Source organism: Limnobacter sp. UBA7229, assembly GCF_002473065.1.
Lineage (GTDB): Bacteria > Pseudomonadota > Gammaproteobacteria > Burkholderiales > Burkholderiaceae_B > Limnobacter > Limnobacter profundi.
Genome location: NZ_DKTN01000010.1, coordinates 217,706 through 244,646, shown reverse-complemented (window position 1 = coordinate 244,646; position 26,941 = coordinate 217,706). Strand labels below are relative to the sequence as shown.

24 protein-coding genes and 3 tRNA genes are annotated in these 26,941 nt (G+C 51.1%); 18 read left to right on the top strand and 9 right to left on the bottom strand.

Annotated features, from left to right (window positions below; all coding sequences use genetic code 11):
* Positions 1–389 precede the first annotated feature (389 nt).
* From folP to glmM, 3 genes are read left to right on the top strand one after another with little or no spacing between them, the layout of a single operon-like run.
* The gene (gene folP, locus B4C79_RS05610; RefSeq protein ID WP_171097912.1) at positions 390–1,226 is read left to right on the top strand and encodes a dihydropteroate synthase; all 837 of its coding nucleotides are present in this window, start codon (positions 390–392) and stop codon (positions 1,224–1,226) included.
* A 14-nt stretch (positions 1,227–1,240) separates the two neighbouring features.
* Positions 1,241–2,215 (top strand): GlcNAc-transferase family protein, encoded by a 975-nt coding sequence (locus B4C79_RS05605; RefSeq protein WP_291742388.1) that lies wholly within the window; start codon positions 1,241–1,243, stop codon positions 2,213–2,215.
* A gap of 27 nt (positions 2,216–2,242) precedes the next feature.
* Positions 2,243–3,586: a phosphoglucosamine mutase gene (gene glmM / locus B4C79_RS05600; protein ID WP_291742391.1), complete on the top strand. Its 1,344-nt coding sequence runs from the start codon at positions 2,243–2,245 to the stop codon at positions 3,584–3,586.
* A gap of 9 nt (positions 3,587–3,595) precedes the next feature.
* Here the strand turns inward: glmM and B4C79_RS05595 are convergent, their stop codons facing one another.
* A complete protein-coding gene (locus tag B4C79_RS05595; protein WP_291742394.1) occupies positions 3,596–4,468 on the bottom strand; it encodes an FkbM family methyltransferase in 873 nt (290 codons plus the stop codon).
* Between the two features lie 32 nt (positions 4,469–4,500).
* Between B4C79_RS05595 and B4C79_RS05590 the strand changes: the two genes are divergently transcribed.
* The 8 genes from B4C79_RS05590 to B4C79_RS05555 all read left to right on the top strand — a co-directional run bounded on the left by B4C79_RS05590 (position 4,501) and on the right by B4C79_RS05555 (position 11,877).
* Complete coding sequence (locus B4C79_RS05590; RefSeq protein WP_291752274.1) at positions 4,501–5,463, top strand: hypothetical protein; 963 nt, start codon at positions 4,501–4,503, stop codon at positions 5,461–5,463.
* A gap of 27 nt (positions 5,464–5,490) precedes the next feature.
* A tRNA-Pro gene (locus B4C79_RS05585) sits at positions 5,491–5,567 on the top strand.
* A 76-nt stretch (positions 5,568–5,643) separates the two neighbouring features.
* Positions 5,644–5,720 (top strand) — tRNA-Arg (locus tag B4C79_RS05580).
* Between the two features lie 24 nt (positions 5,721–5,744).
* Positions 5,745–5,820: transfer RNA gene (locus B4C79_RS05575), tRNA-His, on the top strand.
* 1,456 nt (positions 5,821–7,276) lie between these two features.
* A complete protein-coding gene (locus B4C79_RS05570; RefSeq protein ID WP_291762511.1) occupies positions 7,277–7,756 on the top strand; it encodes a GNAT family N-acetyltransferase in 480 nt (159 codons plus the stop codon).
* A 66-nt stretch (positions 7,757–7,822) separates the two neighbouring features.
* Positions 7,823–8,752, top strand: a complete 930-nt coding sequence (locus B4C79_RS05565; RefSeq protein WP_291762508.1) for a hypothetical protein — start codon at positions 7,823–7,825, stop codon at positions 8,750–8,752.
* 190 nt (positions 8,753–8,942) lie between these two features.
* Entirely contained in the window at positions 8,943–10,913 is a 1,971-nt protein-coding gene (locus tag B4C79_RS05560) for an ATP-dependent nuclease (protein WP_291762505.1), read from the top strand.
* A gap of 352 nt (positions 10,914–11,265) precedes the next feature.
* Positions 11,266–11,877, top strand: a complete 612-nt coding sequence (locus tag B4C79_RS05555; protein WP_291741403.1) for a tyrosine-type recombinase/integrase — start codon at positions 11,266–11,268, stop codon at positions 11,875–11,877.
* A gap of 155 nt (positions 11,878–12,032) precedes the next feature.
* On the opposite strand, the gene B4C79_RS05550 is transcribed toward B4C79_RS05555, so the two are convergent.
* From B4C79_RS05550 to B4C79_RS05540, 3 genes are all read right to left on the bottom strand, one after another.
* Positions 12,033–12,959 carry an alpha/beta hydrolase gene (locus tag B4C79_RS05550; protein WP_291762502.1) on the bottom strand — a complete coding sequence of 309 codons (927 nt, stop codon included), beginning with the start codon at positions 12,957–12,959 and terminating at the stop codon, positions 12,033–12,035.
* Positions 12,960–13,048: 89 nt separating this feature from the next.
* Positions 13,049–13,846 (bottom strand): SDR family NAD(P)-dependent oxidoreductase, encoded by a 798-nt coding sequence (locus tag B4C79_RS05545; RefSeq protein ID WP_291762500.1) that lies wholly within the window; start codon positions 13,844–13,846, stop codon positions 13,049–13,051.
* A gap of 5 nt (positions 13,847–13,851) precedes the next feature.
* Positions 13,852–14,424, bottom strand: coding sequence for a hypothetical protein (locus tag B4C79_RS05540; protein ID WP_291741394.1), 573 nt, complete (start codon positions 14,422–14,424; stop codon positions 13,852–13,854).
* A gap of 141 nt (positions 14,425–14,565) precedes the next feature.
* Here B4C79_RS05540 and B4C79_RS05535 point away from each other — a divergent pair, with 141 nt between their 5' ends.
* Positions 14,566–15,102 carry a TetR/AcrR family transcriptional regulator gene (locus tag B4C79_RS05535; protein WP_291741392.1) on the top strand — a complete coding sequence of 179 codons (537 nt, stop codon included), beginning with the start codon at positions 14,566–14,568 and terminating at the stop codon, positions 15,100–15,102.
* 361 nt (positions 15,103–15,463) lie between these two features.
* Here the strand turns inward: B4C79_RS05535 and B4C79_RS05530 are convergent, their stop codons facing one another.
* The 4 genes from B4C79_RS05530 to B4C79_RS05515 form a co-directional block, all read right to left on the bottom strand.
* A complete protein-coding gene (locus tag B4C79_RS05530) occupies positions 15,464–17,896 on the bottom strand; it encodes a DUF4238 domain-containing protein (RefSeq protein WP_291762497.1) in 2,433 nt (810 codons plus the stop codon).
* Between the two features lie 215 nt (positions 17,897–18,111).
* Entirely contained in the window at positions 18,112–18,924 is an 813-nt protein-coding gene (locus B4C79_RS05525) for a HEPN domain-containing protein (protein WP_291762494.1), read from the bottom strand.
* Positions 18,925–19,174: 250 nt separating this feature from the next.
* A complete protein-coding gene (locus B4C79_RS05520; protein WP_291739224.1) occupies positions 19,175–19,885 on the bottom strand; it encodes an SOS response-associated peptidase in 711 nt (236 codons plus the stop codon).
* A gap of 4 nt (positions 19,886–19,889) precedes the next feature.
* Positions 19,890–20,090, bottom strand: a complete 201-nt coding sequence (locus B4C79_RS05515; protein ID WP_008250375.1) for a helix-turn-helix domain-containing protein — start codon at positions 20,088–20,090, stop codon at positions 19,890–19,892.
* Between the two features lie 144 nt (positions 20,091–20,234).
* On the opposite strand from B4C79_RS05515, the gene B4C79_RS05510 reads away from it, so the two are divergent.
* Genes B4C79_RS05510 through B4C79_RS05485 form a run of 6 tightly spaced genes read left to right on the top strand, consistent with a single transcriptional unit; the run spans position 20,235 to position 25,621 of the window.
* Positions 20,235–20,459: a hypothetical protein gene (locus B4C79_RS05510; protein WP_008250376.1), complete on the top strand. Its 225-nt coding sequence runs from the start codon at positions 20,235–20,237 to the stop codon at positions 20,457–20,459.
* Positions 20,459–21,976 carry an Arm DNA-binding domain-containing protein gene (locus tag B4C79_RS05505; RefSeq protein ID WP_291739223.1) on the top strand — a complete coding sequence of 506 codons (1,518 nt, stop codon included), beginning with the start codon at positions 20,459–20,461 and terminating at the stop codon, positions 21,974–21,976. Before B4C79_RS05510 ends, B4C79_RS05505 begins: the two co-directional genes overlap by 1 nt.
* A 2-nt stretch (positions 21,977–21,978) precedes the next feature.
* Positions 21,979–23,133, top strand: a complete 1,155-nt coding sequence (locus B4C79_RS05500; protein ID WP_291739222.1) for a hypothetical protein — start codon at positions 21,979–21,981, stop codon at positions 23,131–23,133.
* Positions 23,130–24,665 (top strand): AAA family ATPase, encoded by a 1,536-nt coding sequence (locus tag B4C79_RS05495; protein WP_291762490.1) that lies wholly within the window; start codon positions 23,130–23,132, stop codon positions 24,663–24,665. Before B4C79_RS05500 ends, B4C79_RS05495 begins: the two co-directional genes overlap by 4 nt.
* 3 nt (positions 24,666–24,668) lie before the next feature.
* On the top strand, positions 24,669–25,034 hold the full coding sequence (locus B4C79_RS05490; RefSeq protein WP_291739220.1) for a hypothetical protein: 366 nt from the start codon (positions 24,669–24,671) through the stop codon (positions 25,032–25,034).
* Positions 25,035–25,048: 14 nt separating this feature from the next.
* Positions 25,049–25,621, top strand: coding sequence for a 3'-5' exonuclease (locus tag B4C79_RS05485; protein WP_291739219.1), 573 nt, complete (start codon positions 25,049–25,051; stop codon positions 25,619–25,621).
* Positions 25,622–25,720: 99 nt separating this feature from the next.
* Here B4C79_RS05485 and B4C79_RS05480 read toward each other — a convergent pair whose 3' ends face one another.
* Positions 25,721–26,761, bottom strand: a complete 1,041-nt coding sequence (locus B4C79_RS05480) for an IS481 family transposase (RefSeq protein WP_291739218.1) — start codon at positions 26,759–26,761, stop codon at positions 25,721–25,723.
* Positions 26,762–26,941: the final 180 nt, after the last annotated feature.

Below are 26,941 nucleotides of genomic sequence, written 5' to 3'. Positions count from 1 at the left end.
GTCTTCGCATCGGTTCCTAGCGGAACCGCCCCGCGCTACGAAGCCGCCGGGAAGCCTTGCAAAGCCGGCAAGGCGGCACAGTACCCAAGCCTGCCCACCCCGCACCCCGCACCCCGAGGGTCGCCGGCGTTGTCGGCCTCACGCTCAGGTGGCGATACCCTCGCAGCGCAGATCAAGAAAACCTGCCCTTGGTGTTGATTCACCGTCCGCTCGGCGAGGCCGAAAGCGCAGCCCGCCCGCTGTTTAGCGGGTGCGCTTAGGACGGTGAACCAATAACAAGGGGGTATTCAGGTTTTCTGGCGAAAGAGGGTATGCACCTGAGCAAGCTAAGCGGAACAGGTTTTCACCTTTGCCGTAAAATACCAGCACAGCAACTCGCAAGGCAGCACATGGTTCGCACTTGGAAAGCAGGTCGTTTCGAGCTTACCTACACGCACGGCAAGCCTTTGATTATGGGCATCGTGAATGTCACGCCCGATTCATTTTCGGACGGTGGCAAGCACCATAAAACCAGCCTGGCAATTGAGCATGCCCGCAAGCTAGTGGAGCAGGGTGCACAAATTCTGGACATTGGCGGGGAGTCTACCCGGCCGGGTGCTCTGGGTGTTGATGCTGACGAAGAATGGGCACGCGTCGCAGACGTTCTGAAAGAGTTGATGAACTGGAATGTGCCGTTGTCGATTGACACCATGAAAGCCGACGTGATGGCGCGTGCGGTAAATTTGGGTGTGGACATTCTGAATGATGTAAATGGTTTTCGGGATGCTGGTGCGGAAGCTGTGCTTGCGCAATCGAACGCGGGTGCGGTAGTGATGCACATGCAAGGTGAGCCGCGCACCATGCAAAACTCGCCCCAGTACAACCATGTGGTCAACGATGTTGAGGCATTTCTGAACCAACGCATGCTGGCGCTTGAGCAAATGGGTGTGCAGGCAAGCCGTATTCTTGTGGACCCTGGCTTTGGTTTTGGCAAAACACTGCAACACAATATTGATTTGCTGAGGGCAACGCCCCTGTTTTCTACTTTGGGAGCTGGGGTGTTGGTGGGAGTGTCGCGCAAGCGCATGATAGCCGAGCTTACAGGGCAAGCTGACCCTGCTTTGCGCACGGCCGGCTCGGTGGCTGCGGCAACCTACGCGGCGCAACACGGGGCGGCTGTGTTGCGCGTGCATGATGTGCGTGAAACGGTGGAGGCCTTGAAAGTGGCCTTCGCCTTGAATCAATGATGCAGGCGGCCAGCGTGCCCAAGTTGCCCACGATTTACGTGAGCGTTGCGGCATACCGCGAGCCCCACCTTTATTTGACCATTCATCAACTGTTTGCCAAAGCCGCTCACCCACAGCGAATTCATGTGGGTTTGGTGGATCAGTCCGAGCAGTTGAACCCTGCGTGGTTAGGCCAGTTTCCCGCGCGCAAAAACATCAACTATGTGGGCTTGTCGCCCGTGGATTCTCGCGGTGTTAGCTGGGCGCGGTCCATCGCTTTTTCGCTGTACAACGACCAGGATTATTTGCTGCAAATTGATTCTCACACTTTGTTTGATCAAGGCTGGGATGAGTTGTTGATTCAACAACTGCTGCGGCTTCAAGCGACTCACCCCAAGCCTTTGATTAGCACCTACCCGCCAGGTTTCCGGTTTGATGGGCAGGGCAGGGCGGTGGCGGATGAACCTGCAAAATCTGACGAGATATTTTTCATTGAACGCGACCCTGGCAGTGTGTTGACCGCCGAGCGCGCTGTGTTGCAGTTCCGGGTGGTGCGAAAGCGGGCTGAGCAGCCTGACACGACCCACCTGCCGGGTTTTCATGTGGGGGCGTGTTTTTTGTTCACCACGGGCGATTTTACCCAGCAGGTGCCGTACGACCCCTATCTGTATTTTCGGGGAGAGGAACAAAGCCTTTCCTTGCGCGCGCATGCCAAGGGCTATCAGGTGTTTCACCCTCGGCACAATCTGATTCCGCTGTATCACTTGTACAAAGAGGTGGGCAAAGTGGTTGAGGGGCAGCATTGGCACCCCGACATGGAGGCCAAGCGCCACACAGCTTTTGGTTGGTTGCAACAACGGTCCAACGAGCGTACCCATGCCTTGTTCACGCCAGGCGCTGATTTGGGGGTGTATGGGATAGACAACCCGGCGCACCTTGAAAGCTTTTGTAAATTAAGCGGGATTGATTACCTTGGGCGCACTGCAGTTCCCGTAAAATCAGATCAATAAACACCATTCACCTATTGCAGATATTCCATGAGCAGACAATATTTCGGTACCGATGGCATTCGCGGCACAGTGGGGCAAAGCCCCATGGTTCCCGACTTTGTGTTGCGTTTGGGGCAAGCCGCTGGCACGGTGCTGGCCAAACACGAAGGTGATGGAAGGCGCCCACAGGTACTAATTGGCAAGGACACCCGAGTGAGTGGCTATTTGCTGGAAAGCTGCCTTGAAGCGGGCTTTACTTCGGTGGGTGTGGATGTGGTGATGGTGGGGCCGATGCCTACAGCAGGCGTGGCCTACTTGGCACGTGCCTTGAACATGTCGGCAGGCGTGGTGATTAGTGCCTCCCACAACCCTTACCAAGACAACGGCATCAAGTTTTTCTCGGGGGAGGGCACCAAATTGCCCGATGCCTGGGAGATGGAAATTGAAGCGCAACTCGCGTTGAATGCGCCTTGCAAATCATCTGAAGAGTTGGGTAAGGCCAAACGCTTGAATGACGCGGCGGGCCGTTACATTGAATTTTGTAAAGGCACTTTTCCCCGCGACAAACACCTGCGCGGGCTAAAAATTGTGGTGGATTGTGCCAACGGCGCTGCCTACCAAATTGCCCCCGCGGTTTTCCGTGAACTGGGTGCCGATGTGGTGGTGTTGGCTGATCAGCCCGATGGTTTGAACATTAACCGAGGTGTGGGTGCCACTTACCCCGACTTTGTAGCCAGGGCTGTGTTTGAACACAAGGCTGATTATGGTTTTGCGCTGGATGGCGACGCCGACCGATTGATTTGCGTGGACGGCAGCGGCCGAATTTACAACGGCGATGAGTTGTTGTTTGCTCTCGTAGCCGAGCGCTTGCACATGCAAGGCAAGGTGGATGGCGTGGTGGGCACCTTGATGAGTAACCTGGGGCTTGAGCTGGCCTTGAAGCAACTGAAGGTGGGCTTTGAGCGCGCCAAGGTGGGCGACCGCTATGTGTTTGAAAAACTGCAGACCAACGGCTGGCAGTTGGGGGGTGAAAGTTCAGGGCATTTGTTGGTTCTTGACCGCCATTCTACGGGTGACGGCATTGTGAGTGCACTTCAGGTGCTGCGCGCTGTGCGCAACCTTGGCATGCCTTTGGCCGATATTTTAAAGTCAGTGGCCATGCTGCCACAGGTGCTTAAAAACGCTCGCTTGCCCATGGGCTACGACTGGGCGAACGATGTGAAAGTGCAGGGCGTGTGCGAAGCTGTGAAGGCGGAGTTGGGCAGCAATGGTCGTTTGTTGATTCGCCCCTCCGGTACCGAGCCCGTGCTGCGCGTGATGGTGGAGACAGCGGACAAATCCACGGCCAATCGTTTGGTCGATTCCATTTTGGCGGCTTTGCCCAAGGCCTGAGTGTCGCAGCTATGGTGAGGTTTCGGGAAGTCTCATCCAGCTTTGCACCTTCAGGTCTTTGACAGAGTGGTGCAAATAACGGCCTTGCCGAACCTCGTATCGACCATATTGAAAGGTGACGCCGGCGGCCTGCAATTGGTTGGCATATTTCAACGCTGAATCCAGATTGTTCTCGTGCGGCAGGTTAAGCGGGGAGTAGTTTTTCGGGTAACCCTCCAGGTAGTATCCCTTCGCGGTTTGAATTGATCCGCGCTCACCTTTCAGCCGGTTTAGGTTCAAGCGAAGGTGAGTGTCGCTGGCACCGCCGCCTGTTTCGCAAGCCACAATGTCGTAGCCCATCAAAATCAGCTTTGCGATCAGCCTGTGAATCGTCTCGCTGTCTGACAATTTATTCGATTCAAATATGATTTGATGAGGCCATTGCTCGGGTGTTGCGTCACTGAAAAAGTCGTTCAGTATCACCGCGTCATGTCCCTCAGTGTCTACTTTCAGCATGAATACGCCCTGAACATCCTGTTGACGCAGCACTGTTTGAAGCCGGTGACAGGGCACCGGTTGACGCATTAGAACCAATTCAGGGGCGATGCCCATTTTGTCCAGCTGCCTGGCGACCGTGGGGTGAGGGGCACCAATCGAATTGCAACCCCTGAGCCAATTGGGCAGACGATGCTTCGCAATCACTTGGGGCGGGATGAAGTAAACCTCCACCGTACCCTCAAAATTGGAAATGGCAGCGTTAATTTTTTTGCAGCCCGGGCGATTCGGAAGCCGATCAAGGTAAAGTGAGATGGGATCAATCGATAGGCCGTGTGCAGCAGGGCCGGCAGCCTGAATCAGGGTGTTGAAGTCGGAGGTGCCAATTTCGATAAAGTCCAGGAACATGGTGTTTTCAGTCAGGTTTTAATTAAAAAATCATGCAAATAAATGGTAATGGTCGATATCTGCCGGGCCAGGTTTTCAGTGTAATCAAGCTGGAACCGCTTGTGTATTTGTTGCTCGGATTGTCTGTTCTTTTAATCCCTGGGGTGTCCGCATGGGCCAGGCCTCATCCCAAAGCACTTTATACCCACAGCGTGGCCGAGGGTGTATTCAGGGTGTTTTATACCACCGAGGGCAAGCATGCTGTTCCAGCAGATGACGTGGACGGCAACGCGGTTCCAGATCGGGTGGACGATATTCTTGTGCAGCTAAAGGCAGCGGATTGGTTTTATCAAACCCAGCTGGGTTTGGTTCCGCCGTTGAAGCATTCAAGGTACACCCAAAGCGACGGAATCGAAGTGCATGTTCAGCACTTTGATCAGGGCACAGGACTTGCGTTTGATGAACCTACCAAGCCCAACTGGTTTGAGGGTCAGTCCTCTACGGCACCCACGCTCAAAATCAAGATTGGTTCGCAGGTAGACCCTCGCTTGAGCACCACACCTGCACATGAACTGTTTCATGTGTATCAATACGCGTATTCGCCCTTCAAAACCAAGTGGTTCACCGAGGGTATGGCCAGGTGGCTGGAGGAGCCTTTTTCCCGACAGGCTCAGTTCGCAGTGCCTCCATCGCCATCCTCTTGTCGGGAGTTGACAGGCATGGCTTACAACGCAAATGGTTTTTTCGCCCGGCTGGCAGAGCGACAGTTCAAGGGCTTTGATCAGGCAGCCATTTCAGATGAATATCGGCAGTTTGTGTATTCAGATGGCAGCCCAGTGATCAGAATTCAATCGGTTTACAAGTTTCGACCTGTTAAAACATGGCTGGAACGTGCGGCTGAATTGGGAGCGAGGGAATCGCGCAGGCTCGGCGTTGTTGAGGGCAAATGGCCAGAGACACTACAACGCAGCGCCCAATTCGATCTAACGCTGTGCGAGGCCTTGACGAAACCTTGAAATCGACATAGAATTCCGCTTCTTTGTCGGGGCATAGCGCAGTCTGGTAGCGCATCTGGTTTGGGACCAGAGGGTCGAGGGTTCGAATCCTTCTGCCCCGACCACCGAATTAAAGGATGTTCTATCCTTGTCCAGTGGGTGCTTTCTACCCATTCGCGTGTGCGAGTTACAATGCAAATTCTGCCCGTAGCTCAGTTGGATAGAGCATCGGCCTTCTAAGCCGAGGGTCGGGGGTTCGAACCCCTCCGGGCAGGCCAAGAATTTAGTACCGGTTTACGGTGGCGGTGTTAGCTCAGTTGGTAGAGCAATGGATTGTGATTCCATGGGTCGTGGGTTCGAGCCCCATACATCGCCCCAAATAAAATCAAGGACTTAGCGTGAGTGATCCGCTAGGTCCTTTTTGTTTTGGCGACTTCATTCTCGATTAAGACACATTTTCACTGGTCGTAAATTTCGTAAGCTCCCCTCGAGTCCCCAGCTTCGATCAAGCGGCTGTGACAAGTCTGTGACAAATTCTGTGACAAATTTTTTGTCACAGGCAATTTGTGAGTATCGACCTGTCTTTGGCACATTTCATTTGTCACATGTAGAGATATCAAACTTGGAGGCAGTGTTTAGCCACAAATTGCCTCTGCAAAAAAGCTTCCACTAATCGGCCTTTGCGGACGTTGGGACTAAAAGTCAAAAAATCTGGATAATTTGCGAAAGCAGACTTCGAGACTTTGTCGATTGACCGCAATGACGCGGAGCTCGAGAATCGAGCTCCAGGCTTACCATTTGCGGGCGAATAACAAGAGTTTATTTTTCATCCAGTTCATGCGGTAATACCCCCTGAATTACGATATCGCGGTATGTAGATTCTTTTTTTACAGCCTCGTAAGGCGTCACAAATTTATTTGGTGCTGCGCCTACGTGTTTAAACTTAAATCTTTCAAGGACAACTAATGCTGGGAAATTTTTACTTCGTATTGACAATGGCGGATCACGGCCTAATTCCAATAGAGCGCAAACAACACAGTAGAGATGTCCCCAGGTATTTGAATGCAGACGGTCGTTGGGCGGCGAGCGGCAAGAGGGTTCCCCTTCTCGTTTGGACGGATCAAGATGCAGCCAAGAATGCCGCATCGATAGCGACGGCAGCAAGAAAAAAGGCAGTAACCGTTACATCGGTGTCAGGTTCAGAGTTCAAGATCGGAAAATCAATACATGTGTTCACCCCATTGGATCATGACGCGCTGAGCGGCTATTTGGATCGTTCGTAGCTACACCTTGGAATCGATCAAAGCTTACTAAATAGTCCTCATGCAAATAGCACCGGAAGTGACGCTGAGTCTTTGGCTCGAGCGGGCACCCACCTTCCAGCGAGTTTTTTCGTCAGTCGTCGCGAGCAGCTCAAACGTTATTCAAATCCGGCTTAATGCCGCTATGAAGACTTTGAAAACAATTATTATCCAACTGCTCTAGCCGAATACCAAATGGTCAATACTTTCGGTCTAATACTCGGCCGAAGCAGATATTGGGACTGACGGCCGGAAAGTCTGAGTTACAGACGAAAGTAGACGTCGAAACTCAGGCGGTAGACGATGATGATGCTAATTTTAGAATTTGAGTCCCAGGATCCCCATTGGGGGCAAATAACCAGGGTTTATTTCTAATCCCGTTCATGCGATGCTTGGCAACCATTTGAAATAGTTAAGTCAAAGAAATAATTCGCGATGTTCAAATAAATTGACATCGCCGTGATTGATCGATAGATCAAGTTAGGCCGCACGAATAGCGCCGCATCCAAAAGTTGCAATTAATAGGTGCTCAAATGACAGATCCGATGGAAGCATTGCGCCACTTGCAATTTGCCCTTACCGCAAGAGAAGTGGAACTACAGCCATGCGAGCTATACCCCGAAATTAAGGTGCTTCTTGACCATCCAAACGACATAGCTCGATTCACATACGCATTGTTAGATGGGTCGAAAGTTCAAGCAGTAGCCTTATTCGCCATGGCAGCACCCATTGAAGGATTGACCTGCTTCAATATTGGCTACGCCGTCGCTGAACAACTTCGAGGCAAAGGTATTGCATCCAGCCTGCTTGAGCGTGCCATTAAAGAAATGGCTCATGGCTTCAGCAGAACGCCAATGAAGGCATTCTATATTGAGGCAATCGTTTCCACTCTCAACGAGCCGTCGAATAGGATTGCAGGAAAACTTGTTTCAGCTACACGAGAAGAAGGAACAGATGCCTTCTCAGGCGAGCCCATCTATCAGTATGTGCGCAAGGTTGAATGTGCAGCCTAACCCTTTGATCAACACCGGCCTTGCGCGAAAAATCGCGCAAGGCCGATTACCTCTACGTTGGACATCATGAGTAACTCGGAAGAAAACGTTACCTACACACTCTATGCTTGGACTGGGCAGCGACGTCGTAATATTCCCTTCGCACGGGAGCAGTTTGATGCAGTTCAAGTCGCGCGTGAACGCTTGGTATTCGGCTTGGTTTTTGAGCAGCGGATCGACATAGCGTTGGAGAATTTCGCAGAACTGGAGAAATGTATTCTGGATATGGCGTTGCGAAATGCGTTGTTTCGAGGAGAAAGTGACGAGCGTCTTCGGCAAGGACGGCACGTTGTTAATCGCTATCTTGCGAACTTCATGTCCAGTGGCAAGCTCTACGTTGACCAAACAAGCCACGCGCTTAGTGGTTTTTTTGGAGAAAAATCGATCGAACGTTCAGATTTTCTAATATCAACAAATACCGAGTACGATAACTGCTTTGGATACCGCGTCTTCGAAGCGCTGAGGAACTATTCCCAGCACCGAGGGCTCCCGACGCACAGTCTTGCTTTCTCCGCCAAACGTGAAGAGGAGGAAGGGAGTGCAACTCGAATTTGCAACGTGGTTTCGTTCGGACTGAAGCCTAAGAGCCTAAGAGAAGATGGTAAGTTCAAGAGAGCGATTTTAGATGAGTTGGATGCGAAAGTAGATAAGAACGGTGTTGTGGCGCTCATGCCGCTGGCACGTGACTATATAAGCGGCTTGGCACGGATTCATGAAACCTGTCGGGAACGTATCAAGGGATGGATTTCGGAGGCGGATCAAACAGTTTTCGACACTGTTAATATGGCCAAGGACGAAAATGGCGAGCCAGCATGGTTGTTGCAAGCAGCCAAGAATCTACCAGATCGCTCCCAGGTTACAGAATACGTCAATTTGAAGCCAGTTGAAGAACGCAAACGGTATGAGCAAAAGAACAGATCGGCTGCCCACATTTCCAGTCAGTACGTTGTTTCGTAAGGTACAAATGCCGCTCAAAAATTGTTGCAGGTGATATTTAACCCGCCGCCCATTTTTGTTGTCGCAAAAATGGGCGTTGTTTCAAACGGACTTGAACTCGGGCGTTATGCGGCGAAGTCGAGTTTTGATCTGGTCGATCCGGAAGAGCGAATCTCGTTTAACAAAGCTGAACAAAGGAGATAGGTAAACCATGAAGCTAATCAAAGTTCGCGTCCAGAACTATCGTTCCGTCGAAGACAGCGGGGAATTCGAGATCGGCGACCTGACTTGCCTTGTCGGCAAGAACGAGGCAGGCAAAACGGCGCTGCTGAGCGCCATGCGTGGGCTTAAGCCATCGCAGACGTTTGAATTCGATGAGCCCATCGACTACCCCCGACGCTTCTCGACTCGATTCGATGACCGTCATGAGGACGGAACGGCAGAGGTAATTCGAACATGGTGGCGACTAGGAGCTGCGGACTTGGCCGCTGTTGAAAATCGATTTGGCGCTGGGGTCTTGAAGGGCGACACGTTCCAGGCCCATTTTGGATTCCGATACCAGGACGGCAGCCGTATTTGGGTGATTGATGTTGATAGTGCCAAGGTGCTGGATAACTTGCTGACCAAGCACTCCCTAGACGCGACTGAGCGGAACGTCCTGCACGGCGTGGCGGATGGACCAGCGGCAGACAAGGCTTTATCGGGTTTGGCTGAGAGGACGCCGAAACAGGAGGCACTCTTGCAGGACATCAAGAAATGCAAGGGGTCGAGCTTCTCCAAGGGCGTGATCGATGTTTTGTCGGCCAGGCAACCCAAGTTCTTTTTCACTTCCCACTTCGAGCGCATGTCAGGCATGGTCTCGATTCAGAAGCTCCAACAAGACAAGCAGAACAAGACGGTTTCAGTGGGCGATCAGATTTTTCTCGCTTTCTTAGAATACGCGGGGACGACGCTTGAAGAACTGCTGGAGACGGATCGCCGGGAGACTTTGAAAGCCACTTGCGAGGCCGCCAGCAACGAGATCACTGAGGAAATCTTCCAGTTCTGGAGCCAGAACAACGCATTGGAAGTGGTCATTGATATTGACAGCGGCAAGGCCAAGGACCCCGCGCCGTTCAACACGGGAACCGTGGCGGAAATTCGGATCAAGAACAATAATCACAAAGCGACGCTGCCTTTGTCCGAGCGCAGCGCGGGCTTCGTTTGGTTTTTCTCTTTCCTCGCTCAGTTCAAGCAGTTGAGGAAGACCCCGGGCAACGGCAATGCCATCATCTTGTTGGACGAACCAGGCCTGACCCTGCACGGAAAGGCGCAGGGCGATTTGCTGCGATACATCGTCGAGCGGCTTCTGCCGGACCACCAAGTCATCTTCACCACCCACTCGCCCTTCATGGTGCCAATGAACCGCCTTGCTGATGTGCGTATTGTGGAGGACGTGATCATCGAGAAGCCGGGCAAGCGGCCCGAGGTCAAAGGCACGAAGGTTCGATCCGACGTGTTGGAGGTCAACGACGACACGCTCTTCCCGCTTCAAGGGGCCTTGGGCTATGAGGTCACCCAGTCGCTTTTCGTCGGCGCGAACACATTGCTAGTCGAAGGCCCGTCGGACATCCTCTATTTGCAGACTGTGTCGCAAGCGCTGACCAAGCGTCGCCGCGTTGGGCTGGACCCGAAGTGGACGCTATGCCCATCGGGTGGCATCGACAAGATTGCCCCGTTCGTGCGGCTGTTCGGCGGCAACAGGATCAATGTGGCGGTGCTCTCTGACATCGCCAATGGCGACAAGAACAAGATCGAGAACTTGAAAAAGGCCGACATCCTCAAGGCAGGGCATTTCTATACCTGTGCGGACTTCACGAACCAGGCTGAATCGGATGTCGAGGACTTATTTGTTGCCGAGCTGTTCGTTGTGATGCTCAATGGGGCCTACAAGCCGCCTGTGGCGAATGAGGTGACGAAGGATGCACTGATGGCGGCGGCGCCAACCCCACGCATGGTTAAGAAGGCTGAGGCTCTTTTCAAGCTAATGCCCTCGACTGTCGCCGAGTTCGACCACTTTGGTGCATCGCGTTGGCTATTGGAGAACCCTTCTGTTCTAGATGCCGATACGCCCGAAGTTAACGGAACCCTCGATCGTTTCGAAGCGGTCTTCAAGGCCTTTAATGCACTTGTGGCCAATTAGAGAAGGCTGTTATGGAGCCTTTTTCTACACCCTACCTGGCATAGTCAGAATCACTCAGCAGACTACCGGACGCTGTGCGACCAAGCCACGCAGCCCCGGTGACCTCTACGTTATCCAAATTCGGTTAATGACCACATTGGAGACTTTTGAAATAACAAGCTTCATGTCCGCTATGGCCGAAGAGCAGAACGGTAAGAGTGAGGATCCGTTATTCGGCCGAAGCCGTCATTGCGCGATGATCTGCTGAATGTCTGTTTTGAGGAGAAAAACGGATAACTCAAAGCCTTGTCTCTTTTGCTTTTTAGGCGGTAAGCGCACCATGAACTTTCCTTCAACCAAGTAGGGGAAAGCTATGGAACAAGCGCATCAGCAACCTTGGAACAAAGGTCGACTAATTGGGCAAAAGCCACCGCTTAAGCTAAAAGACATCTGGACCATCCGCATTCATCTACAAAATGCAAATGCAGTCCGAGATTTGGCTCTTTTCAACCTCGCCATCGATAGTAAGTTGCGAGGTTGTGATTTGATCAGTCTTCGAGTACGTGATGTCGCACACGGCAATCAGATTTTGAAAAGAACCATGGTGATTCAACGCAAGACGCAAAGACCTGTTCAATTTGAGCTAACTGAGACCACCAGAACAGCAGTCGCTAGATGGCTAGAAGTATCTCAACTAAAAAGTGAGCATTTCCTGTTTGCCAGTCGCATATCTACATCCGAGCATCTGTCTACAAGGCAGTACGCCCGAATAGTCCATGGATGGGCAGAAAAAGCGGGGCTCGATCCAACCGTGTACGGTACGCATTCAATGCGCAGAACAAAAGCCACATTGATTTATAAAAGAACTAAAAACTTGCGTGCAGTTCAGTTATTGCTTGGTCATTCAAAGTTGGAAAGCACCGTTCGATACCTTGGAATTGAAGTGGATGATGCCCTGGAAATTTCAGAACAAACTGAAATTTGAAGCGAACATCTGTTGCCTTTTAGATGAGATAGGCGAAACTCCGTAAGCTTGTTACTTGCCGATTTCTAGAAGCGCTTCCAGGTGGGTATCCGCAGCTTCAAGCTGCGGTTACTCACCTCGGGGGGGGGGCGGCGGCCCCGATCCCAATCCTGCACTCAAAGGGGTAAGGTTTCTTTCAAAAAGTCCAATTGGGGCTTGAGGGAATCCGGGAAGTAAGGTTCGAAGTACGGATCGAAATGATCGGCGTCGATCTGCTTCACCTGCAGGTGCGGATTCGCCACGCGCTGGACCTTGTCCGCTACAAAAGGGGCAACCGTGTCCCGTGTCGCGCCGATGATCAACATCGGAATCTGCACCTTTTTCAGACGTGTCCAAGGGCGATAAAAGCCCATTGTCAGCAATGAACGCGCTGTCACACGGTTGTCGTACTTCTTGTTCTCGTGAGCTGCAAGTCCAAGCTGTAGTGCATCCCAGGCATGGTCGCGGTCCATGGAGCCAAACTCACCCTTGTGGGATACCGTCGGAATATGGAGTGGGGTGCCCGGCTTCAATAGATCCGCAACTCCGTAGGCAACCATCTGTGCCATGCGGGGCAACGGTACGGCTCGTACGGCAGCGACACCATCGAGCATCGGCACGTGAAGGATGGCACCATGCAGGTCAGGATGCTGTGTCGCGAGGTCGACGACATGGCCCCCACCAAATGACGTTCCCCACAGCACGATGCGATGTGCATCCACCTGCTGCTGGCTTTTCAGGTGGGCCAGCGCGGCATTCGCTGCCCTCACGCGCCGCCAGGGGTTAATGTCCTGACGCGGCCAGCCACCGCTTAGGCCCCAGCATGGGAAGTCGAACTCCATGACAGCGTAACCCGCTGCCACAAAGCGGTTCACGAAAGAATGCGTCAGCGCATACTGCACGCTGCCCCAGCCGCCCACCATGAGGATGGCTGGCACTGGCTTGGCGCTTGCGGATTCAGGGAGATGCAGCGTCGCTGAACACGTATCGCCATCTGCAACAAAAACAGACTTGATGGCACTGGCCTTGACATCCAAAAGGTCGGGATTTTGACGGGCTACCATTAACTTCTCCTGAGTATTCTTTCTTGCGGTTGATGTTGTTTCTCCAGGCACGGAGCGGGCCGCGACAAGCAGCCCTTGGTGTGGTCCACTCAGCCTTCCTTGAAGGGATTCAAGCGATTGCCCAGTTGGTACTGCAGACTCACTGGCAACGGCCTCATGCTGCCAGCCAGGATCTTGTTGACAGTGCCAGGCACGCACACGGGCTTGCCCTTCATCACCGCCTTCCAGCCTTCACGCACAACATCGTCTGCCTCCTGCCAGAGCATGCCCGGCAGCTTGTCCGCCGCATCACGCGTGCCCATGGTGTCGTGGAACTCGCTGCGCGTGAAACCCGGACACAGGGCCGTTACATGAATGCCCTGCGGCTTGAGTTCCATGTCCAGCGATTGCGACATGCCCAGCACATAACTCTTGATGCCGGTGTACAACAGGCTCGCCCCCGGTGGTGAGAACGCTGCCAAAGAAGAAAGATTGATGATCCGGCCCCAGCCACGTTCCCGCATTCCGGGTAACACGCGGTGGCAAAGCTCGGTCAGGGCGGTGATCATGAGCTGAATCTCGGCAGCCAGCTTTGGCCAGGGGGTATCTGCAAAAGCTGCCTTCCCGGAAAGGCCTGCATTGTTGACAAGCACATCGATGACAATGCCCTGCTGCTGGGCGAAAGCCATGATTTCGGCCGGTGCAGCCGGGTCGTTGAGATCCGCGGCAAATACATCGCAGCGCACGCCATGCTTGGCGGAGAGCTCCTCAGCGAGGCCTTTGAGGCGATCAACGCGACGTGCGACAAGCAACAATGCGTAGCCCTCTGAGGCCAAATGACGGGCAAAAGCGGCGCCAATGCCTGCGGAGGCACCTGTAACCAGTGCAGTACGATGGGTTGTATTCATGGTGTTCATGCTCCTGACAATGCGGGCAATTCCCGCGATCCGATGACAAAATTCTTGCGTATCCGGCCGATGTCGCAGAGATAGGGTGCGACTGGGCCTTCGAGTAAAAAAGGAAGGGGGATATGACGTTGCCCCTTGCTAAAACCCCAGGTACCAATACCGAGGTAAAGTCCAGGCACTACCCTGCGTACTTCGTCCACCATGTTCACGTCGCCGCACAAGGATTCAAAATGCCGGTATACAAGCTGGTAAGCCGGCTGCCCATCAAAGCGGGAGGGTGCCAGCAGGGTCAACATGGGGTAGTGCTGCACAACCTGCTCGCCTTGCAAAAAGGTGTTGTAACCGCGGCCAGTTTCGCCTTCCACTGGCCGAAAGGCTTTGCATTGCCAGCGTCTGAAGGGGTTGGCCACAGCCATCCAGCCTAGGGCCTTGGCCAGCAAGTTTGGTTGCGTTAGTAGGGTTGCCCTGTACTCACCCTGCATTTCCCGCATGTCCGGGGCTTGCAGTGTTGAAAACAGCTGAAGCAGCTCGACCGTGGCGAGCCGATGCAAATCCTCTTTTGAAAGCGTTTTAGCCATTTTTTCATCCTTGCAGGCTTCTGTTGAATATCATTCAACAGGATACTATCTGATTGTTGAATGATATTCAACACCTGTTACAATATCGTCAGCATTGTTGGCGGGCGCAAGGCCCATGAGAGAAGCAAGCAGGAGCCCAATATGGCAAAAACCAAGCGTGATCAAGACCGGGAGGCCAAGCACAAGGAAATTGTTGCAGCAGCGCGGGCATTGTTCATTGACGAGGGTTACGAGGCAACATCAATGAGTCGCTTAGCTGCGACCGCAGGGGTGGCACCCAACACCATATATTGGTATTTCAAGGACAAGGATGAAGTGCTGGTCGCTGTGCTTGATGCCGAGTTCTCGGCGAGCGTGGAGGGCTATGTATTGCTATCGGCATCAGACCCCACAGAACGCATGCTTTGGGTCGCCAGCCAGCTTGAACGGGTCAGCCGCTTGGTCAGCACCGTGCACAGTAGGCTGGAGAAGTCTGCGACCATCAGTGCCTGGCACGATCAGTTTCATTTGCTAAGTGAAGAGATGCTGCGTTTTGAGTTACAGCAAGCTGGAGTGGCGCCAGAGATGATTGAAGCCAGAGTCAAAATCAGCGTATTCACCATTGAGGGGTTACTGGCGCATCCTCTTCCAGAAGCAGAAAAGCGCGCCATTTGTTCCGCGCTTCTTGGTGCATCCTGAATATGGAAGGGTTTTCACCGTAGGGCGTTATTGATTGATATTGCGCAGTCCTCATCCTTAATATCGATCCAGCCAACATGTCGACTTTGGGTCGATAGCTGACTTACAACAGTGATACCTTGAACTTCCGCTCCGGCCGAATTTCGGCCATAGCGGACTTCTGTCCCGGCCAACTAAGCGACCACTTACAAGTTCGAGGTAAGAGTCTGATTTACCAGTCTTGTTACCAAAATAAAAATACAATAATTGTGTGAAAGATCCTCCGTTTCGGTCTTGATATCTGCCTGAACGACGTGGCCTTTAGCGATATGACTAAGCACGCGAATCAGTCATTCTGTATGGCGTTTCAGTTTGAAGTATCTCAGTTGTCTTTATCTGGCTCGTCCGACATTATGCGAAGTGCGTACGGGATAGATCGAGGTCGAGTGACGCCAGCAAACATAACGAGCAACCGCTGTACCTCTTGACGGGCAAACCCCTCTGGTGGCGCGTATAGCTCCAGACGTGCGGGGAACAAAGTATTGTCGGATGCTCGCCTCCACATCTTCTCCACCTTACCTCGCGCTTGGCGTATTTGTGAGGCTAACTTGATTTGATAAGCTCCGTCAGTAGACGCAGAGGCTAACTTAGCCAGCCGCAGCAGTAGCGACGATACCGGAGGCCGGTCCCCATTATCGATTCGTTCCGCAACTCTTTGCCCATTAAGGTCCACCGGAAACCTGATCTCGTTGAGGGCTTGGCGCACGGGCTCCCATATTGACTGCGACGAGGTATGCCCTAGTTGAGCATGATTTATAAGTTGCGCCCAGTGTGCTTCGGTATCGCAATGAATAATCGAACCGGTCAACGACGCCAAATATAATGACGCTTCTAAATTAAGTCCTTTGAGGATCTGGAACTGCGCACCTTCCATGCCAACGGGAAGCGGTTGCAGAAGTGTGTAGGGATCGATTTCAGCTTGGCGCTTGAAATATGCAATTATGCCGTCTGTTTTTACTGTGTCTGCATTTGGCATAAATTCATAGATGTACTGCCGCTGAGATGCTTCCGGCAGCATCCAGATGATGCGTTGTGTATCCTCTTCTGCGAGTTTCATAAAGCGACGCAGATCACTACCCTCAGGACGCTCCCATTCATTAATACGCTGCGTGAGCACTTCCCTCACATGATGTCCGAGAGGAGCATTAACTTCACCGGGTTCTGGTACCAAGTGAACCACTCCAGCGCGGATAAATGGCTCTAGTTTCAAAAGTAGTATGACGTTCTTAAGCGTTTGCATCTTGTGACCAGTAGGCGACTCGATGGGGCTAAACTCCGGCTTCATGCGCGTGCTTAAGAAGAATGGATTTACCAGCACAATCTCTTCGATAAACGGTAGCCAGCCTAGGACTGTTGCCTCTACGGTACGTGGATCGCTAATTCCCATATAAACCGAGCGCAGCACTTTTGGATTGGGCCGCGGAATTAAGGAAGCTAGATCAGTATCTTCGGGCCAAAGGCTCGCAAACGTCAAATGTATGTGTTTGACTTGCTCGTCGCTCAGATTGCGGCGTACATCCTCCCATGAACCGCCATCGGATAACCCCAAGATACCTTTAACTGCTTTACAGAACATTAGGTTTCGCTCGCGAATTCCGTAGGTCTTCCACGAGGGACGCTCTGCTAAGGGCAATCGTTGACAGCAATCTTTGAAGGCGTAAGCGCTGCCGCAGCCGCAGAAATCGCCGGCACTGATGTTCTTGCGGCGGGTCTTGCGGGTAAGAATCTCATGCGCCTTAGAAGTGCGTCCATGCTCGTCCCAATAACCAGAAGTACCATCTTTATAGCCGACGTAGATCTCCCCACCAAACCGCCACAGATCAGCCTTGGGTAACAGTACCTCGGCAATTTGTGCCCAAGACCCGTTGAACTCCCTCTCCGGATAAAGCCAATTTTCATCAGTTGCTGCTATATAACGCTTGGCCCGCGACTTAAGTAAATGATTAATCGCGATCACATCGTCACGGCTAAGTCTTCGATCTCTGAGGAAGTTATCGGTACGCGTCATGCTTGCACCCACGTGCCTAGAGTTCGTGCGTAATCTTGTCAGGTCTGTTTCTTTTGGGCTCTTTGCATACTCCAAGTGAGTTAGGATCAGGCAGTGATCGGCATTCAGCGCAAATACGGTCTGAGATCCAGTGGATGCAACAAGTGGATCCTGAGGGTACTCACACTGCTTGGAGGAGGGCTCCAGCGCGGCGTTATAGATCGTTACTGGATGGTCTGTCAAGATGAACTTTACGTCTGAATCTCTCGCCGATACGATTTCCCGCACACCCTCGGCCCACATGGTGCAATGCATTCGGCGTAGAGCTTGCATCTCAACCATCAGACCGACTTGATCGAGAGTGCCGTAGCACGAGCGAATCCAGTCAAGGCCCTTAATGGTACGCAGTTTTTGTACTGCGATGTATTCGAAAAAATCTTGGAACGACTCATGCATTTCGGTTCGATTTTCACCTGTGAAGGCACGTAGCGCCTTTGCTCCTGAGTCGTCAATTACACCAAAGAGATATTTTTCAACCTCATCATTAATGATCGGACCAAAATGTGTGGTGTAAAGGTCGTACTCAACAAAACAGTTCTTCGTGCCCCATTTATGAAGCGCCTTCCGCGGCATTTGTTGGCCGTCGGGTAGAACAATGTGATCTGGGGCTAAATTGAGGTAGAAGAGTTGAGACTGACCAGGCCGTAGAAAGCCGCGTTGGTACCACTGTGGAACGTAATGATTATTCCTTGTGTGCTGGTCGCTCATTGGCTCAATCAATTTTGGTTTGTAGGAATTATCACTTACGAGCCAGAGGCTTGAAAGAGGTCGTGACTTGCAGCCATCATATGAATCTTAAGCAACGAATCTTGATGACTTATAAGTACTCATAGCAGCGGGCCTAACTCATCAGATCGGCCGTACATTGTGCGGCACTACAACTCGCGCATGAGTAGCTCGGATATATCTAAGTCTGTTATTGCCTATACTTTGTCTGCAGCCTTGGCCGCCTTCTTTACAAGCTTTTTTTCCTTGGCTTCCTTTAACACTTTTTGCCTCGCAAACTCACGTACGCCATTAGCCACGACCTTTGGGATGTGAACATATTTAATCACTTCATCGATGATCTCGGGGTGTAGGAAGAACGGTGAGTTACCTGCTTCCCAGCCTGATGTCATCTTCAAGCTCTTACGTCGTGATGGACCAAAAAAAAGATTATTCCAAATTAGGGGCTCGCGTGCGGGGTGGTCCTTTCCCTCGATTATCTTTTCCAAGGTGCCACCCATGACGCATGTCCCCTTCTCGTTTTTAGCCTTGGCCCGATGAATTCGTTGAAGTTCAAGCGTTAGCAAGTTTACGGTTTTGCCGCTTAAATCACGGATGTCGTAGTCCAGTGGTTGACAGTACCTGCGTAGCTCCCAAACCGCGCGGTCGAGTCGAATAATGTCGAATGGCTGACTGTCATAAGAAACCTCATAATATCTATACTCTGCCCCATAGTCTTCGAGTTTCTTAATGAACCTGACAGTATCGGGACTCAGATCGAGTTCGAACTTGCCGTGTTGCCTCATCCTATCAATTCCGGGTAAAACGCTGTGCCCCTTATGAGCCTTTACTCGATTTAGTACAAGTATACCTTTGACGTATTTTTCTAGGCAGTGCAGGGCTGCCCACAGAAACGGCTGAAAAAGCCGCGCTCGATAGGCCATCCTTGCAGCAATGTAGTCCTTGTCGGCTGTTTCACGGAAGCTTCTGATCGCAAAGTCGTTGACCAAAACATGCATCGGGATCGACATAGTCATTCTCGAAAGTGGTGATTGATGATCTTATCAACAAGTGCTCAAAGCACCAAAAGCATCGTCAAATAAGATGTCCGTAAGTGATACGTGATGCAATTCGAAGAATTCGATAGTGCCGTGTTAAAGGCGATCTCATCAGATTACGCCCCTGCAAAACGAAAATCATTGATCTGCTTCTATTGGCCGATTGTTGACAAAATATCTTAAAGCTTGAAATGTCTGCTCCGGCCGAATAGTCGCTATTCATCTATTCGGATAGCGTTGGATCCCGTGGCTCTATCAGTGCCTTGGAGTCGACTCTATTCCTTCCGGCTCCACTCACGCCAAATCCTACAGCGTGAAAGTTCACTGCATCATCACTCAAAACAAATTGCCTTAGCAAAGTCAAATCCTGATTTTTTGGATCTAACCACTCAGCCCAATCCCCTTTAGGAATCATTACTGGCATACGGTCATGAACCTGCTTCAGCTTCTCGCATGGTTCGGTGGTGATAATCGCAGTGCTCATGACAAGCTCACCACTCATCTTATCGATCCAGTGATCACACACGCCAGCCATTGCGAAGTAGGGTGTTTCATTTGGATAAATGTAAAAGGGCTGTTTACGCCTACCGCTACCCTCTGGTGGTGTTTGCCATTCGTAGTAGCCGCTTGCTGGAATTAAGCAACGGAATTTTCTGAAAGCTGCTCGAAATGATGGTTTTTCATGAACAGTTTCTCCGCGAGCGTTGTTCAACTTCGCGCTAACGGTTTTGTCTTTCGACCAGTGGGGTATTAATCCCCAAACATGATTCAGAATCACACGTTCGCCTTCGCGATTAATTCTTACTACAGGCACCTGTGTGGTGGGAGCAATGTTGTAGCTGTTCTTGAAAAGACTCTCGTCTTTGGTATAGCGCGCATCGAAGTATGTAGTCAATCGCGATACTGGCCCTTCAAGGACATATCGGCCGCACATTCGATTAGTCCTTTGTCCTTTCTAGTAGAACATCCACCTCGCAATCGAAGTAGTCGCACAACTGCTGTAGCACCTCAAGATCAATTCTCTCGGCGGTCTCGTGATACAGCCTGGTCAACGTGCCTCTGTTGATACCAGTGTCCCTTGCTACATCCGTAATTTTCTTTTTGTGCTCGCCTAAAAGTCGCGCGAAATGTATGCGCATGATGCTCCTTGAATACAAAATGATCTACAGAAGATCAAAAAGACTTGCAAAAGATCATAATTCATGCATAATGATCTACAGGAGATCAAAATAATCTTTAGAAGGTCTAAATGGTCTCCTATTTTAACCACTAAAGGAGCAATCATGGCAACTTATTTGACGACGGAAGAGCTATCGGCTCGCATCAAGTACGACATTCGAACCATCCGCGATCGCTTGAAGGATTCGGTTTTGATCGAGGGGCGTCATTATTTTCGACCCTTCGGAGGGAGGAAGATTTTGTTCATCTGGGAGCAGATTGAGCAAGATATGTTTTCAGCAGCCTCCTTGGCTTCGGCAATTCCGATGACCGCTTCTAGGAGCATGTGATGTCACATATTCGAGTACGGCCCGAGACTGGACTTCTTTACTTCGACTTTCAGTACTTGAAAGTGCGCTGTCGTGAGCAGTCCAATTTGAGAGACACACCGGAGAATCGCAAGCTCATGGAGCGGGTAATGGCAGGTATCGCTGCTGAGATCAAGAAAGGTACTTTCTGGTATAGATCAGCCTTTCCGTCCAGCAGGAATTTGAAAAAAATCGAAGCCCTCGAAGCTCAGCAATTCCAACCTGCATCACAGATGGTTTCCATTCCCATGGCTAACCAACCGGCGCGGCAGACGGTGGAAAACATCTCCTCGGCAGGTCATCCAACCTTTGCTGAATTCGCAGAAAAGTTCATCACGGAAAACGAGTCGCTGTGGAAGCGTTCGAACATTCGCACCAAGCGAGATATCTTGGAGAAGTGGTTGATCCCGCAATTTGGGAAGAGGGTGATCAGCAGTATCACCAAACAGGACCTTCTGGAATTTCGCTCAGTTCTCGCCAAAGCCCCGGGCAAAAAACCAGGAACAACAATGTCAGCCTCACGGATCAATCATGTGATGACGTCTGTGAAGCAGGTCTTAGATGAAGCCGCTGATCGATTTAACTTTACCACTCCGTACCAGAATATCAAACGGATGCGGATCAAAAAGACCGACGTCACACCCTTCACGATCGAAGAGGTGGAGATGATCATCAAGTATTGCCGCGAGGATTTTCGGGATTACTTCACGGTGAAGTTCTTCACGGGCATGCGTCCAGGAGAAATCCACGGCCTGAAGTGGAAGTACATCGATTTCGAGAAACGGTTGATCACCATTCGCGAAACAATTGTGGATGACTATGAGGAAACGCCAAAAACGGCCGATTCCAACCGGGACATTCAAATGGCCCCGCAAGTGTATGAGGCCTTAAAAACCCAGTGGGAAGTCACGGGTAAAAAATCGCCTTATGTGTTTGCCAACGGCAATGGTGGGGCACTGACCAACCGCAACATGAGCAATCGCGTGTGGTATCCCATGCTTCGGTCCTTGGGGCTGAAACTTCGAACCCCGTATCAAACCCGGCACACCTTCGCCACGCTGATGCTGGCAGCAGGGGAGTCCCCTGAGTGGATCGCATTTCAGATGGGGCATTCCTCCACCGAAATGCTGTTCAAGGTGTACTCACGGTATGTGCCCAACTTGACCCGCCGAGATGGGTCTGCCTTTGAGCGCATGTTGGCGGCGAACTTGGGGCCAAGTGCAGTGCCTGCAGTAAATGAAGCGGTGACGCAGCCGCTCATCAATGCCCCAAGCAAGATCTCATCAAAGCTCTCAGAGAAGTCTTCAACTAAGCACCCACTGGCGGTGGCTCATGAGACACCAGCGTCAGTGGAGGCTCAGAGGGGTGGGGTACCGAAAGCGCCAGCACCAGTAGCCACACCTGTAATCGATCCAGATCAAGCTTCAAAGCCAGCCATTCAAAACCCGTGGCTGCAGATGTTTGAAAGCTACCAAAGCAATAACACACAAGGAGAATAACAATGAAAATCCAAAAACTTGTACCCAATCACGATAACCACAGCACCCAGGCACGAATCTACAGTGCACACCGTGCCCTTGGCTCTTGGATGCATGATGTGGCCATGCCTGAGACTATCTATGTCCGTCGCAATGAGGGATCGCCTTTCAAAGGCGCATTGGAAGAGTTAAACGAGCCGCAGTTTGCCACGCTTGGGACCAGTATCAGCTTGTCCAAATATGGCCTTATTACCGAGAACAACTACGACGACGGTGTGGGCTACGCTCAGGTGGCTGTGCCGGTGTATTGCGCCTTGCGAAAGAGCTACAAAGGCATGTTGATTTTGAGCTTGGCACATCGGGGAGCTGACACGCTTAAGCATTGCAGCACGCTTGAAATTGACCCCCGCGAATTGGAATGCTCAATGAAGCATGGGGATTACTACTGGGTGAGCAAGTTGACCCCATCACACGATGATCAGCAATGTAATCCCTTTGACTACGCCCAAGCTTTACTTCCCGCCATATTGAAGCAAGCGGGTGGTGAAGAATTAATTGATACCGCAAGCCTGTGTGGATTCTTAAGCGAAATCTATCGATTCCTCAATTCGGAGGATCGGGCGTTGTATTTCGAAATCATGGATCAGGGCAAGCGTTTTTCTAAATTCCTGAAATATGCGGCATCGACCAGAAGCCATCACAACAAAGACCATGGGCTTTTGCTGCACACCGCAGAAACTGTGGCCAATGTGTTACTCAAAGCTTTGGCCACAAAGCCAGAGGAACGGAACTCAAAAAAACCTCCATTTGATTTGAGCCTCACCCTTCTTGCGGCACTGTTGCACGATGCAGCCAAAGTGGATGAGTACTACCGCTTGGCCCCAGATGTGTATTCAAGCAACTTGAATTGCGAGTTGCTGGGCCATGAACAAACCATGCTCAAGTGGATTGCGGTGGCATGTGCGGTATCTGGTGCCTATCCCGTTGAGCGTGAATTGAAGCTCGAACACGCCATTTGTGCAGTGAAAAAACAGCACGATCAATCCGGTGCACGAAAACGAAAAACGCCAGAAAGCTTTGTGCTTCATGACGCGGATTGCGCCAGTGCCCGAGCCTATGACCAGGGTGAGATCAGTGTCTTAATTGCCCACCAATTCGTACAAGGAGAAGCAGCATGAGCAGAACACACCTTAAGGATCGGTCTGAGAAAGGTGCTCGCTTGTTGAGCGAAACGGTAGCCTCAAAAATTTTCCGCGATCAAGAAAAAGATCCAATTTGGAATGAGTACACGTATGCAGGCTCGGCTCATATTCTTGTTCCCCGAGAACAGGAAGTCGAGCTTGTGAACAAACTGCGCCAGATGGAGCGTGAGCGTTTTGTCACACATCTCTCACACGCCGCGTTTCAGCAAGATCTTTGGGACTTTCTCGACTCGGAAGAGTTTGTGTACTTGAAATCTAAGTGGCTGGAAAATTCAGGGAAGAACTCCAACCGCGCCTTCGAGAAAGAGGACGACGATGAGGACGAGGTTCAGGTATTGAAAGCCTTGAAAAATGTTGAGGATCTCAAAACTCCGCACTCTTCCAAAGATTTCATTTCCCAGGTTGAGAGTTGTATGAGCGACATCGCCGATTACGGTGCCATGTATGAGGGGATGGTTCGATTGTTCACTGCGAAATCAGTTATGGATTTTGTAGAAGAAATCGGCGAGGACAGCGATCGCATGGCTCGGGCTTGGCGCATGTTTGTCTTCATGGCCAAGTTCAATGGCTACAGGAAAATCATCAAACAAAGCACAGCGCTTGAAGAAAGGCTGAAGTTACTTCGCGAACAGTTCCCGAATTTCTCCCATGTGGTTGATCACATTATTGGACAACTGCGCGTGTGGGCTTTAAAGAAAGAAGGTGAACGGCGGATCAAGCCGATCAACTTAAACGGCCCTAAAGGCACTGGTAAAACCGCGTTTGCCAATGCCTTGGCTGAGGCACTTGAAACCCGCTTTGATTACGTTAATATTGCATCCACCTCGATGGCCGGGGTGCTGACGGGCATCAGTAACAAATGGGGCAATGGCCAACCAGGGATCATTTTTGCCTCGCTGGCCAGAAGCGAGACCGCATCGCCTGTCATTTTGCTGGATGAAATTGAGAAGGCGGAAGGGGGGAAACAGTACCCAGTGGAAGGCGCATTGCTGGCCCTGCTTGAGCCCCAGACATCACGTGAGCTTCGAGATGAATTTGGAAACCTTCAGTTCGATGCGTCGCGGATCATCTACGTGGCTACAAGCAATGATGCAAGCTTGATTTCCGCCCCTCTGAAATCTCGGTTTGACACTTTCGAGATTGGTTACCCAAACCGACGCCAACGTGAAGTGATCATCGGCAACATGTTGAAGAAGTCTTACCTGAATACTCGGTTCTCGCCAGCAGCGTTGAGATTGATGGCCTGCCAGGACGTGGACCTTCGCAACTTGCAGAGCCTGCTGGACAAAGTGGTTCGACAACACGTTGACACCGTCTTGAATCAAATGGGGGCAGGTGGTACCCATGAACTCGACGGTATCCAGAGCGAGAACAAGGGGCAGCCGATCAATGAGGAGATTGTACCCTCCTTACTCGGTGAGCAGGTAATCGAAGAACTGACGGTTCGGATTTGCCTTCAGGATTTGGGTTGCAAGACAAAGACCCACTTCGGATTCGTGGAGGTATAAGCCATGACACTCATCAAATACTGTGAAGAGGGCATTCGACGTGTGGACTATTGGTCGGTGCTTAAAGAAATCAAAGATGGTGAAGTGACCTATCGCCTGCTGGCCTTGATCGATGATGATTTCTATGATGGGTGGCGATTGAACTCTGGGATTGTGAGCTTCACCATCCAGCATGGCGTGGTGGACTTTCATGGATATTCAGGCTCAGTGTACCGCTGCAGGCTTGAGGACGAGGTGCTCAATCCGATCATGGCCAGCCTGCTTGCCCAGTGGCAAACCCGATTTGAAAACACCAGTTATTCAATTAGAGCAATCAGATTCGAACATTTTCTAATTGAATGGCAAACCTACAAACCGAAGTGGAATTAATAAGAGTTAGCAAGATGAGCACACAACAAGAAGAAATAACATCGATTCCACAGGCCAAAGTGTTAGTGATTGATTTGGAGGCGACCTGTTCGAACGATGAGAGTATCAAGGGCTCAAACATGGAAATCATCGAGATTGGGGCGTGTTGGGTGAACCCGGGAGGGGAGATTCTCGACACCTTTCAAACCTTCGTGAGGCCGGTGGTCAATAGAATACTGACACCCTTTTGCACGGATCTGACCACGATCACGCAGGATCAGGTTGATGGTGCTCCCACGTTCGATCAGATTGCCCCCTTGCTTCAAGAATTTGCTCTTAAGCAACTTGAAGAAAACTCGATTTGGGCAAGTTGGGGAGCTTACGATCGAAATCAATTTGAACATGATGCGGCTCGACACCGTGTGGAAAACCCAGTGGCCCATCTTCCGCATGCCAATTTGAAAAAGCTCTTCGCCAAAAAACGAAAGATTAAACGGGTGGGCATGATGGGTGCGCTTCAAATCGCTGGGATTGAGCACACGGGAGCGCATCACCGAGCATTGGATGATGCGATCAATATTTCGAAATTGTTGAGGGAGTTGTTTTGATAGTGACCAAGCAAAGTTACCGGTTTGTAACGCTGTTTAGCTGTAGTGGTTCTGATCTGATCTGACAGTCTCCGTTTTTCTGAAGGCGCGGCTGTCAGGTTAGTTCAAAGCTTTCACTTTCTCATTGTAGGCCTCCTTTCCATCCATCATAGTTTGCATCGGTGTTCGTCCGCAACAGACCTTGCCCTGGTGTGTTCGATCGTGGTTGTAATAGTGAATCCAGCCATCCAGATCGGCCTGTAATTCCTCCAGCGTGGTGTACAGCTTGCGCCTGAACGTGACTCTGTAAAACTCATCCAGAATTGTTTTGTGAAACCGTTCACAGATACCATTTGTTTGTGGGTGAAACGCCTTGGTTTTGGTGTGCTCAATGTCGTTGAGTGCCAGGTACAACTGGTAATCATGCGTCTCTGGTTTGCCGCAGTACTCCGTGCCCCGATCGGTGAGGATTCGAATGACCGACATACCTTGTTCGGCAAATGCAGGCAGCACCTTGTCATTAAGCAAATCCGCGCCTGTAATTGGGGTCTTGGTGGTGTACAGCTTGGCTGCTGCCCACTTGGAATAGGTGTCCACAAAGGTCTGTTGGTAAATACGACCAACACCTTTGAGGGTACCCACATAAAAAGTGTCCTGAGAGCCGAGATAGCCTGGATGGTGAGTTTCTATTTCACCGTGAACAATGTCGTCCTCTTTCTTCTTCTCCAAGGCAGCCAACTGGGCTTCGGTGAGCAATATGCCTTCCTCGGCCACCTTGGCTTCCAGTGCTTTTAATCGCTTTTTGAAGCTTTCCAAATCGTGACGTATCCAAACACAACGAACACCGGCTGGCGAAATGAAAAGGCCTTCTTTGCGAAGTTCGTTAGAAACCCGCGTTTGGCCAAACGCGGGTTGATCCAATGCCATCTTGCAAACCGCGTCCTCTATGTGTTGTTCAACACGATTGCGAACATTGGGTTTGCGTCGATTGGCTTCAAACAAAGCCTCCACGCCACCTTCTTCCTTGGCATTTTGGTAACGGTAAAAGGTGTCTCGCGAAAAGCCCATCATCTTGCAGGCTTTGGAGACGTTGCCCAACTCTTGGGCCAGATTCAGCAATCCGATCTTGTGTTTGATTGCACTTTGATTCACAGTGTTCATGGGGTTACTCCTTTGGCGATTACTCGCCGTTCTTGATTAAGATTCGCACCTCAATCAAAACGGAGAACCCCACCTTTTGGCAAGGCTTTTGTCAGATCAAATCAAAACTACTGCAGTTTAGCGATTAAACACCTTTTTGGTAACTTTAGTTCGCATGGTAATTCCACAGTTTGGTCGAGT

Bases quoted from the DNA above. Each gene is read 5' to 3' on its own strand.
- folP (WP_171097912.1), top strand. From the start codon at position 390: ATGGTTCGCACTTGGAAAGCAGGTCGTTTCGAGCTTACCTACACGCAC.
- glmM (WP_291742391.1), top strand. From the start codon at position 2,243: ATGAGCAGACAATATTTCGGTACCGATGGCATTCGCGGCACAGTGGGG.
- B4C79_RS05595 (WP_291742394.1), bottom strand. From the start codon at position 4,468: ATGTTCCTGGACTTTATCGAAATTGGCACCTCCGACTTCAACACCCTG.
- B4C79_RS05590 (WP_291752274.1), top strand. From the start codon at position 4,501: ATGCAAATAAATGGTAATGGTCGATATCTGCCGGGCCAGGTTTTCAGT.
- B4C79_RS05570 (WP_291762511.1), top strand. From the start codon at position 7,277: ATGACAGATCCGATGGAAGCATTGCGCCACTTGCAATTTGCCCTTACC.
- B4C79_RS05565 (WP_291762508.1), top strand. From the start codon at position 7,823: ATGAGTAACTCGGAAGAAAACGTTACCTACACACTCTATGCTTGGACT.
- B4C79_RS05560 (WP_291762505.1), top strand. From the start codon at position 8,943: ATGAAGCTAATCAAAGTTCGCGTCCAGAACTATCGTTCCGTCGAAGAC.
- B4C79_RS05555 (WP_291741403.1), top strand. From the start codon at position 11,266: ATGGAACAAGCGCATCAGCAACCTTGGAACAAAGGTCGACTAATTGGG.
- B4C79_RS05550 (WP_291762502.1), bottom strand. From the start codon at position 12,959: ATGGTAGCCCGTCAAAATCCCGACCTTTTGGATGTCAAGGCCAGTGCC.
- B4C79_RS05545 (WP_291762500.1), bottom strand. From the start codon at position 13,846: ATGAATACAACCCATCGTACTGCACTGGTTACAGGTGCCTCCGCAGGC.
- B4C79_RS05540 (WP_291741394.1), bottom strand. From the start codon at position 14,424: ATGGCTAAAACGCTTTCAAAAGAGGATTTGCATCGGCTCGCCACGGTC.
- B4C79_RS05535 (WP_291741392.1), top strand. From the start codon at position 14,566: ATGGCAAAAACCAAGCGTGATCAAGACCGGGAGGCCAAGCACAAGGAA.
- B4C79_RS05530 (WP_291762497.1), bottom strand. From the start codon at position 17,896: ATGAGCGACCAGCACACAAGGAATAATCATTACGTTCCACAGTGGTAC.
- B4C79_RS05525 (WP_291762494.1), bottom strand. From the start codon at position 18,924: ATGTCGATCCCGATGCATGTTTTGGTCAACGACTTTGCGATCAGAAGC.
- B4C79_RS05520 (WP_291739224.1), bottom strand. From the start codon at position 19,885: ATGTGCGGCCGATATGTCCTTGAAGGGCCAGTATCGCGATTGACTACA.
- B4C79_RS05515 (WP_008250375.1), bottom strand. From the start codon at position 20,090: ATGCGCATACATTTCGCGCGACTTTTAGGCGAGCACAAAAAGAAAATT.
- B4C79_RS05510 (WP_008250376.1), top strand. From the start codon at position 20,235: ATGGCAACTTATTTGACGACGGAAGAGCTATCGGCTCGCATCAAGTAC.
- B4C79_RS05505 (WP_291739223.1), top strand. From the start codon at position 20,459: ATGTCACATATTCGAGTACGGCCCGAGACTGGACTTCTTTACTTCGAC.
- B4C79_RS05500 (WP_291739222.1), top strand. From the start codon at position 21,979: ATGAAAATCCAAAAACTTGTACCCAATCACGATAACCACAGCACCCAG.
- B4C79_RS05495 (WP_291762490.1), top strand. From the start codon at position 23,130: ATGAGCAGAACACACCTTAAGGATCGGTCTGAGAAAGGTGCTCGCTTG.
- B4C79_RS05490 (WP_291739220.1), top strand. From the start codon at position 24,669: ATGACACTCATCAAATACTGTGAAGAGGGCATTCGACGTGTGGACTAT.
- B4C79_RS05485 (WP_291739219.1), top strand. From the start codon at position 25,049: ATGAGCACACAACAAGAAGAAATAACATCGATTCCACAGGCCAAAGTG.
- B4C79_RS05480 (WP_291739218.1), bottom strand. From the start codon at position 26,761: ATGAACACTGTGAATCAAAGTGCAATCAAACACAAGATCGGATTGCTG.